Below are 13,277 nucleotides of genomic sequence, written 5' to 3'. Positions count from 1 at the left end.
CGGCCCGTCGCGTGGCGGACGCGGGGGCCCGGATTCGGCCGGGCCCACCGCGGGACCGGCCGCACCGCGCCCCCGCGGGCGGGCGGTCAGAACGCCGCGCGGATCTCCCCCACGCGGTCGGCGCCCCCGTGCAGCGGCACGTCCGCGATGCGCGCGAGGACCGGGTCGTCGACGCCCAGGTCGCGCAGGACACGGGCCAGGATGGGCCCGAGCGTGCGGGTCGCACCATCGTCGATCTTGAAGGCCAGGGCCCGGCCGTCGGGCAGGGCCAGCGCCTGCACCGCCTCGGCACCCATCTTGCAGAGGGTGCCGGGCAGGGCCTGCATCAGCCAGGTGTCGGGGCGGCGGGTGCCGGCGACGTACTCCGGGTGGGCCCGCATCGCGTCGGCCACCCGCCGCTCCGGCGTGCCCGGCTGTGCGAGGACGAAGTGGCGGAAGGCCCGCGCCAGCCCCGTCAGCGAGAGCGACATCAGCGGGGCGCCGCAGCCGTCGGTGCCGATGTGCGCCACCTCCTCGCCGCCCGCGGTGCGGACCGCGTCGAGGATCAGCTGCTGGAGCGGGTGGTCCTGCTCCAGGTACGTCTCCATCGGCCAGTCGTTGAGCGCGCACGCGGCGAGCATCGCGGTGTGCTTGCCGGAGCAGTTCATGGTGAGCCGGTCGCGGCGGTGCCCGGAGGCGAGGTAGTGCTCGGCCTCCTGCGGGTCCAGCGGCAGGTCCGGCGGCGTCTGGAGCTGGTCGGCGGTCAGGCCGTGCTCGGCGAGCATGGTCCGGATCAGGTCGAGGTGGAAGCGCTCACCGGAGTGGCTGGCGGCGGCCAGCGCCAGCCGCTCACCGGAGAGGTCCAGGCCGGCCCGCAGGATCGCGGCCGCCTGCATCGGCTTGTTGGTGGAGCGGGGGAAGACCGGGGCGGTGATGTCGCCGAGGGCCTGCTCGACGCTCCCGTCGGCGCCCAGCACCACCAGCGAGCCCCGGTGCCGCCCCTCGACGAAGCCGGACCGGACGACCTCGGCGAGCACCGGCGACGGCACCGAGGGCGCCGACGGCGCGGCCGCCGCGGACGGCGACTGCCCGGGTATGGGGGTGGGCGAGGACGGGTTCTTCGACGCGGTCACGGCCGGCCTTCCGGGGGACGGGACCCGTGCCCCGGAGGTGGCTCGTGGCCGCTTCAGGACAGCAGGTCGTCTACTTGCGCTTCGCCTTCACGGTACCTGCGGGCCATTTCCGCACTGCAATCGTCGGTGGTGCGCTGCAAGGACTGCCGGCGCTGCGAGATCTGCCGCTCGTAGCGGATCAGCCGCCCCATCGCGTCGTGCAGCTCCTCGTCCGTACGGGCCGTGAGGTCCGAGAGCTCCACCTCGCCCAGCATCTCGTCGGCCAGCCGGCGGTACTCCTCGCTGTGCGGGGGGCCGAGCGTCACGTGCCGGGCCGAGGAGCGATGGCGCGACGGCAGGTCGGCGAGGATCTCGGGCAGGCGGTCCAGCAGCGGCGAGTGCGGTCCGTTGCGGCGGGCGATCTCGGCTCGGAGGATGTCGATCCGCCCCTGGAGGAGGCGCCGCAGATAGCTGAGGTCGGCCTCCTCCTGCTGGCAGTCGCGGCGCACCACCCGCAGCTCGGGCAGGGTCAGACCGGACAGTTCGGGGGCGCCGCCGGGGCGGAAGCGGTCGCGCTGCTGCGGGGGGCGGGCGGTCGATGCCTGGCCTGCCTGGAGCATGGGGTCGTCCTTGGTACGGGCGGGCTCGGGGGGAGCCGGTGCCGGGGTGGTGGTCAGGGCGTGCGGGGCCTCCGGGGCGGCGGGTCTCGTCAGGCCGGACGGCGGGGTGGGGCGGGCCGGCGGCGGGCTGCCTGCCGGAGCCGTCCGGGCGGGTGGCACGGGGCCGGGTGTCTGTCCGGCGCCGAGTGTCGTCATGAATCGTTCCGTCCCCTCGTCCGGTGCCGCATCCAGGGCATGTTGTCCGTGAAACGCACCGCGTGCACGCATCGTGCCACTCTGTGCGGTCCGTGTGCAGGGCCATGGCACTCGAACGGCCCTTGTGGGGGTACCGGCTCCGGGGCGGCGCGGCGGCCCGGCATGATGGCGGGTATGCGAGCTGTGGTGCAGAGGGTGAACGGCGCACGCGTCGACGTGGCGGGCGAGACGGTCGGGGAGATCGTCGGGGAGGGGCTGTGCGCGCTGGTGGGCGTCACGCACGAGGACACCCCGGAGAAGGCCGCCCAGCTCGCCAGGAAGCTGTGGTCGCTGCGGATCCTCCAGGGCGAGAAGTCCTGCTCGGACAACGGGGCCCCGCTCCTGGTGATCAGCCAGTTCACTCTCTACGGTGACGCGCGCAAGGGCCGCCGTCCCACCTGGAACGCCGCCGCACCGGGCCCGGTCGCCGAACCGCTGGTCGACGAGGTGGTCGCGCAGCTGCGGGCGCTGGGCGCACAGGTGGAGACCGGGCGGTTCGGCGCGGACATGAAGGTGTCACTGACCAACGACGGGCCGTTCACGGTGCTGGTCGAGGTCTGAGGGGTCGGCGCGGCGCTCTGACGGGCCGATGCGTATTACGGGCTGACGCGTCCCTAGGGGGGAGGGGAACACTTCCCCTAGGGGACGGGAGCGCCCCCTGCGGGGCCCCAACGCGGCGCGGCCGAGGGGTATTCCGGCGCGGGGCCCGGGCGGCGCTCCCGGGCGCCCCGCGACGTCGCGCCCCGCCAGGCACCCCTACGGCTCGACCACGACCTCCTGGGCCGCCGCCGTGCTGCCCGCGATCAGCGGGGCGTCGGTCGGGACGTTGCGCTTGACCAGGGCCAGGGCGATCGGGCCGAGTTCGTGGTGGCGGGCGGAGGTGGTGATGAAGCCCAGCTGGCGGCCCTCCTCGCCGTCGGCGGCCAGGCGGACCGGCGTGCCGTGCGGGGGGAGGTGCACATCGCTGCCGTCGAGGTGCAGGAAGACCAGGCGGCGCGGCGGTTTGCCGAGGTTCTGGACCCGGGCGACGGTCTCCTGGCCGCGGTAGCAGCCCTTCTGGAGGTGGACCGCGACGCCGATCCAGCCGACCTCGTGCGGGATGGTGCGGTGGTCGGTCTCCAGCCCCAGCCGCGGACGGTGGGCCTCCACGCGCAGCGCCTCCAGGGCGAGGATGCCGATCGCCGGCCCGTGCGCCGCGGCGAACGACTCCAGCTCGGCGCGGGGCAGGAAGAGGTCGCGGCCGTGCGGGGCCTCCCGGACGACGGTGCCCTCGGGGGCCTCCGCGATGGAGCCGGCCGGGAGATGGACGATCGCGAAGTCCGCGGTGCGGTCGGCGACCTCGACCCGGTAGAAGAACTTCATGCTCTCCAGGTAGGCGATCAGCGCCTCCTGCGTGCCGGGCTCGGTGTGCAGCCACGTCGTCACGCCGTCGTCGACGAGCTGGACCGCGTGCTCGACGTGGCCGTGCGCGGAGAGGATCAGCGCCTCGGTGGCCTGGCCGGGCGGGAGTTCGCTGACGTGCTGGGTCAGCAGCAGATGGAGCCAGCTCAGCCGCTCGGGGCCGCTGACGGTGACCACACCGCGGTGCGAGAGGTCCACGAAGCCGGAGCCGTCGGCGAGCGCGCGTTGCTCCCGGAAGAGGTCGCCGTAGTGCGCGGCGACGCCTTCGTCGGGGGCCTCGGCGGGGACGGCGCCGGGCAGCGACAGCAGGGGGCTGGCGGATGAATGTCGCAGCATGGGGCCAGCCTACGACCAGCGGGGGCGGTGCTACCCGTTCCCCTCGGAGTCCTCGCCGCCCTGCCCGGCCCGCGCGGTGCAGGACGTGCACCGGCCGAAGATCGCGAAGTGCTTCAGGTCGGTGTCAAAGCCGAACTGCTCGCGGAGGGCGGCCGTGAACGGCGCGGCGACCGACAGGTCCGCCTCGATGACGTCGGTGCAGTCCCGGCACACCAGGTGGAGGTGGTGGTGGCGGTCGGCGAGGTGGTAGGTCGGCGCGCCGTGGCCGAGGTGGGCGTGGCTGACCAGCTCCAGCTCTTCGAGCAGCTCAAGGGTGCGGTAGACGGTGGAGATGTTGACCCCGCCGGCGGTCTTGCGCACCTCGTTGAGGATGTCGTCCGGGGTGGCGTGCTCCAGCCTGTCGACCGCCTCCAGCACCAGTTGTCGCTGCGGGGTCAGGCGGTACCCGCGCCTGCGGAGGTCGCTCTGCCAGTCGGTGGTCACCACACGGCCAGTGTAGGAGGGCGGTCAGCCGGTGTGCACTCCTCGGAGGCTCAGCCGGTGTGCACGCCCCGGAGGTAGCGGGCGAGGTCGGCGATGGCGGTGGGGTTGCGGGGGCTCTCGACGAGTTCGGCGTAGTCCATGACGTAGATGCGGTGGTGCTTGACGGCGGAGACGCCGGCGAGCGGGGCGTAGGACTCCAGGAACGCCTTCTTCTGCGCGGCGGTGGTGTCGCCGTAGTCGTTGATGACGATGACGTCGGGGTCGCGGGCGACGACGGTCTCCCAGCCGACGGTGGTCCAGGAGTCCTTGAGGTCCTTGGTGACGTTGTCGCCGCCGGCCTTGGTGATGATGTCGTGCGGGGCGGCGTACCGGCCGGCGGTCAACGGCTTGTCGTTGCCGCTGTCGTAGAGGAAGACGGTGGGGCGGTGGGCCGGGACGCGGGCCGCGGCGTCGGCGACCTGCTTGCGGTACGTGCGGATGAGGGCCTGGGCGCGGTCCTCGACGTGGAAGAGCTTCCCGAGGTTGGTCAGGTCGGTGTAGAGCGCCTCCAGGGGCGGCATGACGCCGCGGGCGGTGGCGCCGGTGCCGTTGTGGCAGGACTCGGTCAGGACGTAGGAGTCGACGCCGAGCTTCTTGAGGGAGGCCGGGGTGAGGCCGTCGCCCTCGCCGAAGCCGTAGTTCCAGCCGGCGAAGACCAGGTCGGCCCTGGCGTCCAGGGCGATCTCCTTGGTGACGGCCTTCTTGGACAGCCAGCGGACCTTGCCGTAGGCGGCCTTCCAGGGGACCTTGGCCAGATCGCCCTTGTCGTCGGGCATGACGTAGCCGGCCATCCGGTCCTCAAGGCCCAGCGCGAACATGATCTCGGCCATGTTGACGTCATTGGTGACCACGCGGCGCGGGGTGTGCGCATAGGTGGTCTTGATGCCGCAGTTGGTGAGGGTGACGGGGCGGTCCTCCGCGGCGTCAGCAGGGGCCTGCGAAGCACTCGTTGAAGGGGCCACCTGGGCGCCGCAGCCGGTGAGCGCGAGGGCCAGGGCGGCGAGCGCGGCGGCGGGGCGGGTGCGGCGTCGGGCGGGGTGCGGGGCGTGGGTCACGGTGGTTCCTCGGGCTCCTTCAGGAGGCGGGCAGGCGGTCGAACAGCAGCTGGACGGCGCCGGTTTCGGGATGGCGCACGCGGTGCGCGCGGACGCCGAAGACCTCGGCCAGCAGCTCGGGGGTGAGGACGTCGTGCGGCGGCCCGGAGGCGACGATCCGACCGGCGGACAGGACGTGGAGTTCGTCGCAGTGCACCGCGGCCAGGTTGAGGTCGTGCAGCGCGGCCAGGACGGTCAGGCGGCTGTCCCGGACCAGCGCCAGGACCTCCAACTGCTGGGCGATGTCGAGGTGGTTGGTGGGTTCGTCGAGGATCAGGACGCGGGGTTCCTGGGCGAGCGCGCGGGCGATCAGGACGCGTTGCCGCTCGCCGCCGGAGAGGCTGAGGAAACCGCGTTCGGCGAGGTGGGCGGCGCCGACCCGGGCCAGTGCGCGGGCGCAGACCGCGCGGTCCGCGGCGTCGGCCCGGCCCGAGCCGCGCTGGTGCGGCAGCCGCCCCATGGCGACGACCTCGGCGGCGGTGAAGTCGAAGTCGGTGCCGGCCTGTTGGGGGAGCGCGGCCAGCAGCCGGGCGCTCTCGCGGGCGGTCAGCGCGTGCAGATCGGTGTCGTCCAGGCGGACGGTGCCGGCGGCCGGGCGCAGCGCGCGGTAGACGCAGCGCAACAGGGTTGATTTACCACTGCCGTTGGGGCCGACGAGTCCGACGAGGCGGCCGCTGCCCGCGCTGAGGGTGACGTCGTGGACCAGGCGCTTCCCGGCGACCGCCACGGACAGTCCGGTGATGTCCAGGCGCATCAGGCACCGCCCCCGAAGGTGTAGCGGCTGCGCCGCATCAGCAGGACGAAGCAGGGGACGCCGAGGACGGCGGTGACCACGCCGACGGGCAGTTCGACGGGCGCCAGCAGCACCCGGGAGAGCAGGTCGACCCAGACCAGCAGGACCGCGCCGAGCAGCGGGGCGAGCGCCAGCACCCGGCGGTGGTCGGCGCCGACCAGCATCCGGGTGGCGTGCGGCACCATCAGTCCGACGAAGCCGATCGCGCCGCTGACCGCGACCACCGCGCCGGTGGCCCCGGCGGCCACCACGAACAGTTCGCGGCGCAGCCGCTCGGGGTCCACGCCCAGCGCGGCGGCGGTCTCGTCCCCCATGGCCAGCGCGTTGAGCCGGCCGGCGGAGAGCCGGAGGTGGACGAGGGCGGCGGCAACGGCCGCCGCGGCGATCGGGACCGAGGCCCAGCCGGCGCCGCTGAGGCTGCCGAGCAGCCACATCATCGCCGAGCGGGCCGCCTCGCCGCGGTCGGCGGTGAACACCATCAGGGTGGTGACCGCGGAGAAGCCGTAGTACATGGCCGTCCCGGTCAGCACCAGCCGCATCGGGGTCAGGCCGTGGGCGGTCCGGGCGGCCGCGTAGACCAGCACCATGGCCAGCAGCGCGGAGACGAACGCCGCGGCGGACAGCGCCCAGACGCCGAGCGCGGCGAGCGCGCCGAAGAGCAGCACGGCGTTGGCGCCGACCGCCGCGCCGGAGGAGATGCCGAGCACGAAGGGGTCGGCGAGGGCGTTGCGGACCAGGGCCTGGACGGCGACGCCGATGGCGGAGAGCCCGGCGCCGACGACGGCGGCGAGCACCGCGCGGGGGAACCGCAGCTCCCAGACGATGGTGTAGGCGGCGACCTCGTCGGGCCGGATGGTGCCGCCGGTCAGGCCGGCGCCGAGGTAGCGCAGCACCTGCGGCCAGCCGATCCCGGCGGCGCCCAGGCCGGTCCCGCACAGCAGCGAGACGAGCAGGGCGGCGCCGAGGGCGGCGGCCAGAGGGAGGGTGCGGGCGGGGCGTGCCAAGGGGGCTTTCGCCTTCGGCTCGGGCCGCGTGCGAAGGAGAAGGCGCGGCGGCCCGGTGCCCCGGCCGGCGCCGGGAGGCCACGAGGGCGATGGCGGCATCCCCTCGCAGACCACGGCGAGTTGGTGAGGATCCGGCGCCACCGCGGGTGATCGGGCTTGCGGAACGGGCCCCTCGGGCGGGGCGTCCGCTTAACCGTTGCGGGTCAGCGCCGGACTCTCACCGGACTTCCCCCGCGGGGCGCGACGTGTGTACTTGTGGGGCGGGCCGGGCGGCCCTGGGGCGGCTCAGCCCTCGTACGGGGTGCCGTCCGGGCGGAAGAAGGAGACGCCGTCGGGCATGTCGTCGGGCAGGCTCTCGGCCCACTCCTTGAGGTCGGCGACCTTCTTCAGCTGCGCGGACATGTAGGGGCGCAGCGGGACCTCGGGGGTGGCCTTCTCGCCGACCCACATCAGGTCGCCCTTGACGTAGCCGTAGAGCCGCTTGCCGCCGCTGTACGGGCCGGAGGCGGCGGTCCGCGCGATGGCGTCGGTGGCCAGGTCGATCTGCGGCTTCTGGTCGGCCAGTTCGCCGTACCAGATCTCCACCACGCCCTGGTCGCGGGTCATCACGATCTCGACCTTGCGGTCCGCGTCGATCCGCCAGAAGCCGGTCTCCGTCTCCAGCGGGCGGACCTGCTTGCCCTCGCTGTCGAGCACCCAGGTGTGCGAGGTGTACTCAAGGAAGTCGCGGCCGTCGTGGCTGAAGACGACTTCCTGGCCGAAGTTGCACTTCTCGGCGCCGGGGAAGTCGAAGACGCCCGCGCCCTCCCAGCGGCCGAGGAGGAAGGCGAGCGGCACCAGCGACGGGTTCAGGTCGGACGGGATCTCGATCATGAGCTCAGGCGATCTGTAGTGGGTCGGCAGGGCACGGAGCGCGCCTACCAGGGGCGGTGGTGGACCGGGGGCGTCAGCGCTGGCCCTGGTACAGCTTCTTCCAGGTCAGCCCGGCGAAGGCGATCACGCCGACGGCGACCAGAACCAGCAAGGTGGTGAAGAATGCCTCAAGCACGAGCGCGCTCCTTGGGCGGAGTGAGGTGTTACGGACCGCCTGCGAGTCTAGTCGGCGCCGTCGGCGGCGGCGCTGTGAGGTCCGCCGCGGCCGGTGCGGGCTCCCGGCCGGACTCCCGCCGGGCGTGCACGGCCGGCCGCCCCGGCCCCGCCTAGGCTGGGGCCATGGCGAAGAAGCTGGTGATCAAGGTGACGGCGGGCGCTGACGCGCCCGAGCGGTGCTCGCAGGCGTTCACGGTGGCGGCGGTGGCGGTGGCCAGCGGCGTCGAGGTGTCGCTGTGGCTGACCGGTGAGTCGGTGTGGTTCGCGCTGCCGGGGCGGGCCGCGGAGTTCGAGCTGCCGCACGCGGCGCCGCTGCCGGAGCTGATCGAGGGGATCCGCGCGGGCGGCGGGGCGATCACGGTGTGCACGCAGTGCGCGGCCCGGCGCGGCATCGAGCAGAAGGACCTCATCGAGGGCGCGGGCATCGCCGGCTCCCAGCTCTTCGTGAGCGAGATCATGCCGGACGGCGTGCAGGCGCTCGTCTACTGAGCCCGCGCGGCCAGAGGCGAACGAGCGGGCGGCCGGGCCCGGGGCGCTTCTGACGGATCTACGTTGCGACGCCGCGGAGATCCGTCAGAGGCGCCCTAACTCCGGCGGCGGTCGTCGTCGTCCCGGTCGTCCAGCTCGCGCCACCAGCGGTCGGACTCCGGGTCGCCGGACTCGTCCCACCAGCGCTCGCCCGGCTCCCGGCGGTTGCCGACGACGGCCGCGACGGGCGGGATGACCATGGCGACGACGCACATCGCCACCGCGGCCGGCACCGACCACAGCCGCACCACGCTCCACGCCAGCACGAACAGCACCAGACACACGCCCATGAGGACGAAGTAGCGGCGGTGACGGCGCTGCGGCGGGGTGAGCCGGTGGTGCGCATGCGCGTACATACGTCCACGGTAAGTCCGCCGGAGGCCGGAAAGAAGCCCGGAGGGCCGCACCCCCAGCCAAGGCGTCCAAACCCCTGGGGTGCGGCCCTCCGGGCCGAACGGGCCCGTGGCGCGGGCCCGTCCCGCGCGTACCGTCAGACGGCGATGGCGACCTCCGCCAGCCCGCCCTGCTGGGCGACGACGGTGCGGTCCGCGGTGCCGCCGGGGACGAGGGCGCGCACGGTCCAGGTGCCCTCGGCCGCGTAGAAGCGGAACTGTCCGGTCGCGGAGGTGGGGACCTCGGCGGTGAACTCGCCGGTGCTGTCCAGCAGGCGGACGTAGCCGGTGACGGGCTGGCCGTCGCGGGTCACGCTGCCCTGGATCGTGGTCTCACCGGGCTTGATGGTCGAGGCGTCCGGGCCGCCGGCCTGTGCTCCACACATAGGGGTACTTCCTTGGGGTAGGGAGGGGGCTCTGGGGATTACTTGGCGGCGCCGAGCTCGATCGGCACGCCGACCAGCGAGCCGTACTCGGTCCAGGAGCCGTCGTAGTTCCTCACGGTGGACTGGCCGAGCAGCTCGTGCAGGACGAACCAGGTCAGCGCGGAGCGCTCGCCGATGCGGCAGTAGGCGATGGTGTCCTTCGCCAGGTCCACGGACTCCTGCTCGTAGAGGGCCTTGAGCTCCTCGTCCGACTTGAAGGTGCCGTCGTCGTTGGCGTTCTTCGACCACGGGATGTTGCGGGCGGTGGGCACGTGGCCGGGGCGCTGGGACTGCTCCTGCGGGAGGTGCGCCGGGGCCAGCAGCTTGCCGCTGAACTCGTCGGGGGAGCGGACGTCGACCAGGTTCTTGGTGCCGATCGCGGCGACGACGTCGTCACGGAAGGCGCGGATCGAGACGTCCTGGGCCTGGGCCCGGTACGCGGTGGCCGGGCGGGCGGGGACCTCGGAGCCGTCGACCAGGTCGCGGGAGTCCAGCTCCCACTTCTTGCGGCCGCCGTCGAGCAGCTTGACGCTGTCGTGCCCGTAGAGCTTGAAGTACCAGTAGGCGTAGGACGCGAACCAGTTGTTGTTGCCGCCGTAGAGGACGACGGTGTCGTCGTTGCCGATGCCCTTCGCCGAGAGCAGCTTCTCGAAGCCCTCCTGGTCGACGAAGTCACGGCGGACCGGGTCCTGGAGGTCCTGCTTCCAGTCGATCCGGACGGCGTTCTTGATGTGGTTCTTGTCGTAGGCCGAGGTGTCCTCGTCGACCTCGACGAGCACGACCTTCGGGTCGTCCAGGTGGGCCTCGACCCAGTCGGCGTCTACCAGAACGTCGCTACGGCTCATGTTCTTCTCTCCTCCGGGGCAGTTGCGGGGGCGGGGTTGAGGGATGCACGGGTACCCCGGATGGCGCGGCGCGGTCAGGGCGTGCGGCGCGGTGCGGGGAAAACGTGAGGGAACGGCCTTCAGGGGCGGCCGCGGGCCGGGAGGACGGGAGCGAACGGCCCGTCAGGCAGGGCGACAGAGCATGGCGGCGACACGGCACAGGTCGACTGCCCGCCGCTTCGTCAGTACCGCCTGTCCCCGTGGACGGAGACCGCTCCATGCGCTCTGCATGGCTCCGATCGTAGGGACGCGGAGTGCGGCATGTCACCGGTGTGTCGAATGGCGAGACGTGATTGTCCGCAATACGGGACGGAGGGCCCCGTCGCACGGGCGTGCGGGGCCCTCCGGAGCGTCGTCGCAGGTGGGGGGTCTGGCGTACGGACTGGGATGTCTCAGGGTGTGGACGGTGGCGGTCCGGTGGGGCGGCCGGCCATCCGCCGGCGGTCAGCCGGTGATCTTGACGTCGGTGCCGGAGGCGGTGACCGAGATGCCCTGCGCGTTCGCGGTGACCTTGCCCAGCTTCAGGTTGCCCGGCAGCTGGTCCAGCTTCCATCCGTGGTCGGTCTGCGCTCGCACCTTGCTCTCGCAGCCGGGGAGCGCCCGGCACATCTCGGGAATGCCGTCGGCCCGCACCTGGACGGTGTCGCCGTGGACGATCTCGATGGTGCCGGTGACGTCGAACGAGCTGAGCAGCGGGACGTTGGGGGAGATCTTGACCTGGGCGCGGCCGTCCTTCTCGCCGCCGTAGGAGATCTTGACGCCGCCGCCGGCCGCGTTGGTCAGGTCCGCATAGGAGATCTCGGCCGTGGCGGTGGCCGAGCCGGCGCGTTCGATGGAGCTGTAGTCGCTGGTCAGCGCCACGTCGCGGAACTGCATCGACATGTGCTTCAGGGTCAGCGTGCGGCCCTCGGAACGGGCCGCCAGGTGGTCGAGTTCGGCGTCGACCTCTTCGAGGTTCCGCCCGGCGACCTGGGTCAGGAACGGGAAGCCCTTGATGGAGACCTCGGGCGTCGAGGTGATCCCGTTCATGCTGCGGAGCTTCTCCGCGGCCTTGCTCTCAGCCAGATTGACCGCGAGGCGGTCGGCTGCCACGAACAGCCCGCCGAATATGACGACGAGAACCAACAGCACCTTCAGTGCGCGCATCGAACCACTACCCCCACGTGTGACGGCCGGGCCGGGTCCGCCCCGGCAGATTCGTTCTGTCCGGTATGCGGGCCCCCAGCCCGCGCTCCGGGAACCCTAGACGACCCGGTCACCGGAACGGGAACGGCGGCCGTACGGAGCACACAACCGTGCGCTCCGTACGGCCGCCGCGGCGCTGCGTGGCGGGGCCCCGTGGGGCGGCCCGGGGCTACCCCAGGGCCCGGCCCAGGACGTAGACCGCGGGGGCCGCCATCGCCAGCGGCAGGGCGACGCCCGCGGTCATGTGGACGAACTTCGACGGGTAGTCGTAGCTGGCCACCCGCAGGCCGATCAGGGCGCAGCCGCCGGCGGCCAGGCCCAGCAGGGCGCCGGCGGTCCCCATACCGGTCAGCTGGGCGGCGGCCAGGCCGCCGCCGGCGCCCGCGAGCAGGCCCAGCACCAGCGTGACCGGGCCGGGCAGCGGCAGCGCCCGGACGAGCGTCGCCAGGGCGACCGCGGCGGTGCCGACCACCACGGCGTCGGAGTCCGCGGCCAGGTGGCCGGCGGCGAGCACCGCCAGCGCGGACGAGGTCAGGCCCGCGGTCAGCGCGTACATCCGCTCGTCCGCGCTGCCGCGGTTGCGCAGCTGGAGGACGATCACCAGCAGGCACCAGACGCCGAGCGTGCCGATGGCGACCAGCGGTGCGTCCTCGCGCGCGGTGGTCAGCAGGCCGACGTCGGTGGCCACGCCGCCCAGGAAGGCCAGCGCGATGCCCTGGCGGGCCGGCCACATGCCGTTCAGCCGGAACCAGCCGGCGGCGGTGACCGCCTGGAGCAGCACCACGGGGACGGCGAGGACCGGGCGGGCGACCGGCGCGGCCAGCGCCAGCAGCAGCGCGAGCAGCGCGGTCAGCGCGGCCGGCTGGATCCCGGGCGGGATGATCGGCGAGCGGCCCTGCGCGCGGGCGATCTGGTTGGGCTTCAGCGGCGCGGCAGGCGCGGCCGGTGCGGCGGACGGGGCGGGCGCGGCCGGCGGGATGTCGGCCGGTGCCGGCCCGGCGGTGGCGGCGGTCCCGTGCGCCGGCCCGTGGTCGCCCTGGTGCTGCTGCGCACCGGGGTGGGCCCCGTAGGGGGCGTCCTGGTGCGGTGCGGGGGCCGGGGCGGCGTAGACGTCCTGCCCGTAGGGGGCGGACGGGGGCTGCGGCTGACCGTAGGCCGCGTGGTCGCCGTAGCCGCCGTGGCTGCCGTAGCCGTCGTAGCCGTAGGGCTGCTGCGGGGGCTGCTGCTGGTACGGCTGCTCCTGCGGCTGCGCGTAGGGGTCGGGTGACGGCTGGGCGTACGGGTCGTACGGCTGGTGGTACGGCTGTTGCTGGTTGTCGCTCATGACCCTCTGCTCATCCTCCGGCGAACGGCGGCAGGACCTCGACGGTGCCGCCCTGTGTCAGCGGCACCTCCGCATGATCGCGGGAACCGACCTGGACGCCGTCCACCAGGAAGGAGCAGCGCAGCAGGACGCGGGCGAACTCCGGGGTCGCGGCGTGCGCGGTGCGCGCCGCGTCCAGCGCCTCGGCGAGCGTCGCCGCCGTATACGGCTCCTCCGCCGCGCCGGCGGCTGCCTTGGCCGCGGCCCAGTAGCGCACGGTGCCAGTTGTTGTCACGGCGGCCTCTTCATGTCGGGGGCTCTTGCCGCCCCCATCATGGCGTACCCGACGGCCCGGCCAGATCCGGGAAAGTCCGGG

17 protein-coding genes and 1 riboswitch are annotated in these 13,277 nt (G+C 73.4%); of the genes, 2 read left to right on the top strand and 15 right to left on the bottom strand.

What is annotated here, in order from left to right:
* Nucleotides 1-86: 86 nt before the first annotated feature.
* On the bottom strand, nt 87-1,076 hold the full coding sequence (locus tag ACIQE0_RS05230) for an asparaginase (RefSeq protein ID WP_402329265.1): 990 nt from the start codon (nt 1,074-1,076) through the stop codon (nt 87-89).
* 89 nt (nt 1,077-1,165) lie between these two features.
* Nucleotides 1,166-1,906, bottom strand: a complete 741-nt coding sequence (locus ACIQE0_RS05225; RefSeq protein WP_402329171.1) for an ABC transporter substrate-binding protein — start codon at nt 1,904-1,906, stop codon at nt 1,166-1,168.
* A gap of 174 nt (nt 1,907-2,080) precedes the next feature.
* Between ACIQE0_RS05225 and dtd the strand changes: the two genes are divergently transcribed.
* Complete coding sequence (dtd, locus tag ACIQE0_RS05220; RefSeq protein WP_366332277.1) at nt 2,081-2,506, top strand: D-aminoacyl-tRNA deacylase; 426 nt, start codon at nt 2,081-2,083, stop codon at nt 2,504-2,506.
* Nucleotides 2,507-2,701: 195 nt separating this feature from the next.
* Here the strand turns inward: dtd and ACIQE0_RS05215 are convergent, their stop codons facing one another.
* From ACIQE0_RS05215 to ACIQE0_RS05190, 6 genes are all read right to left on the bottom strand, one after another.
* Nucleotides 2,702-3,682 (bottom strand): folate-binding protein, encoded by a 981-nt coding sequence (locus ACIQE0_RS05215; protein ID WP_366332278.1) that lies wholly within the window; start codon nt 3,680-3,682, stop codon nt 2,702-2,704.
* A gap of 30 nt (nt 3,683-3,712) precedes the next feature.
* The gene (locus ACIQE0_RS05210; RefSeq protein WP_366332279.1) at nt 3,713-4,168 is read right to left on the bottom strand and encodes a transcriptional repressor; all 456 of its coding nucleotides are present in this window, start codon (nt 4,166-4,168) and stop codon (nt 3,713-3,715) included.
* A 47-nt stretch (nt 4,169-4,215) separates the two neighbouring features.
* Complete coding sequence (locus ACIQE0_RS05205) at nt 4,216-5,259, bottom strand: ABC transporter substrate-binding protein (protein WP_366332280.1); 1,044 nt, start codon at nt 5,257-5,259, stop codon at nt 4,216-4,218.
* Between the two features lie 19 nt (nt 5,260-5,278).
* Complete coding sequence (locus ACIQE0_RS05200) at nt 5,279-6,052, bottom strand: ABC transporter ATP-binding protein (protein WP_402329167.1); 774 nt, start codon at nt 6,050-6,052, stop codon at nt 5,279-5,281.
* A complete protein-coding gene (locus ACIQE0_RS05195; protein ID WP_402329263.1) occupies nt 6,052-7,194 on the bottom strand; it encodes a FecCD family ABC transporter permease in 1,143 nt (380 codons plus the stop codon). The genes ACIQE0_RS05200 and ACIQE0_RS05195 overlap by 1 nt, the downstream gene beginning before the upstream one ends.
* A 45-nt stretch (nt 7,195-7,239) precedes the next feature.
* Nucleotides 7,240-7,327: riboswitch (cobalamin riboswitch) on the bottom strand.
* 53 nt (nt 7,328-7,380) lie between these two features.
* Nucleotides 7,381-7,968 (bottom strand): FABP family protein, encoded by a 588-nt coding sequence (locus ACIQE0_RS05190; RefSeq protein ID WP_366332283.1) that lies wholly within the window; start codon nt 7,966-7,968, stop codon nt 7,381-7,383.
* A 339-nt stretch (nt 7,969-8,307) separates the two neighbouring features.
* On the opposite strand from ACIQE0_RS05190, the gene ACIQE0_RS05185 reads away from it, so the two are divergent.
* Nucleotides 8,308-8,673 (top strand): DsrE family protein, encoded by a 366-nt coding sequence (locus ACIQE0_RS05185; RefSeq protein WP_366332284.1) that lies wholly within the window; start codon nt 8,308-8,310, stop codon nt 8,671-8,673.
* 95 nt (nt 8,674-8,768) lie between these two features.
* Here the strand turns inward: ACIQE0_RS05185 and ACIQE0_RS05180 are convergent, their stop codons facing one another.
* The 7 genes from ACIQE0_RS05180 to ACIQE0_RS05150 all read right to left on the bottom strand — a co-directional run bounded on the left by ACIQE0_RS05180 (nt 8,769) and on the right by ACIQE0_RS05150 (nt 13,178).
* Entirely contained in the window at nt 8,769-9,068 is a 300-nt protein-coding gene (locus ACIQE0_RS05180) for a DUF3099 domain-containing protein (protein ID WP_366332285.1), read from the bottom strand.
* 134 nt (nt 9,069-9,202) lie between these two features.
* Entirely contained in the window at nt 9,203-9,490 is a 288-nt protein-coding gene (locus tag ACIQE0_RS05175) for a DUF1416 domain-containing protein (protein ID WP_100606064.1), read from the bottom strand.
* Nucleotides 9,491-9,528: 38 nt separating this feature from the next.
* The gene (locus ACIQE0_RS05170; protein ID WP_402329164.1) at nt 9,529-10,374 is read right to left on the bottom strand and encodes a sulfurtransferase; all 846 of its coding nucleotides are present in this window, start codon (nt 10,372-10,374) and stop codon (nt 9,529-9,531) included.
* Between the two features lie 162 nt (nt 10,375-10,536).
* On the bottom strand, nt 10,537-10,644 hold the full coding sequence (locus ACIQE0_RS05165) for an Ms5788A family Cys-rich leader peptide (protein WP_366332287.1): 108 nt from the start codon (nt 10,642-10,644) through the stop codon (nt 10,537-10,539).
* Between the two features lie 213 nt (nt 10,645-10,857).
* Nucleotides 10,858-11,559 carry a DUF2993 domain-containing protein gene (locus tag ACIQE0_RS05160; protein ID WP_366332289.1) on the bottom strand — a complete coding sequence of 234 codons (702 nt, stop codon included), beginning with the start codon at nt 11,557-11,559 and terminating at the stop codon, nt 10,858-10,860.
* Between the two features lie 208 nt (nt 11,560-11,767).
* Nucleotides 11,768-12,922, bottom strand: a complete 1,155-nt coding sequence (locus ACIQE0_RS05155; RefSeq protein WP_402329162.1) for a hypothetical protein — start codon at nt 12,920-12,922, stop codon at nt 11,768-11,770.
* A 10-nt stretch (nt 12,923-12,932) separates the two neighbouring features.
* Nucleotides 12,933-13,178 (bottom strand): MoaD/ThiS family protein, encoded by a 246-nt coding sequence (locus tag ACIQE0_RS05150; protein WP_366332380.1) that lies wholly within the window; start codon nt 13,176-13,178, stop codon nt 12,933-12,935.
* Nucleotides 13,179-13,277: the final 99 nt, after the last annotated feature.

The organism is Streptomyces sp. NPDC093097 (assembly GCF_044754325.1).
GTDB lineage: Bacteria > Actinomycetota > Actinomycetes > Streptomycetales > Streptomycetaceae > Streptomyces.
The sequence above is the reverse complement of the archived record's forward strand: the minus strand, read 5'-3'. Positions and strand labels throughout refer to the sequence as shown.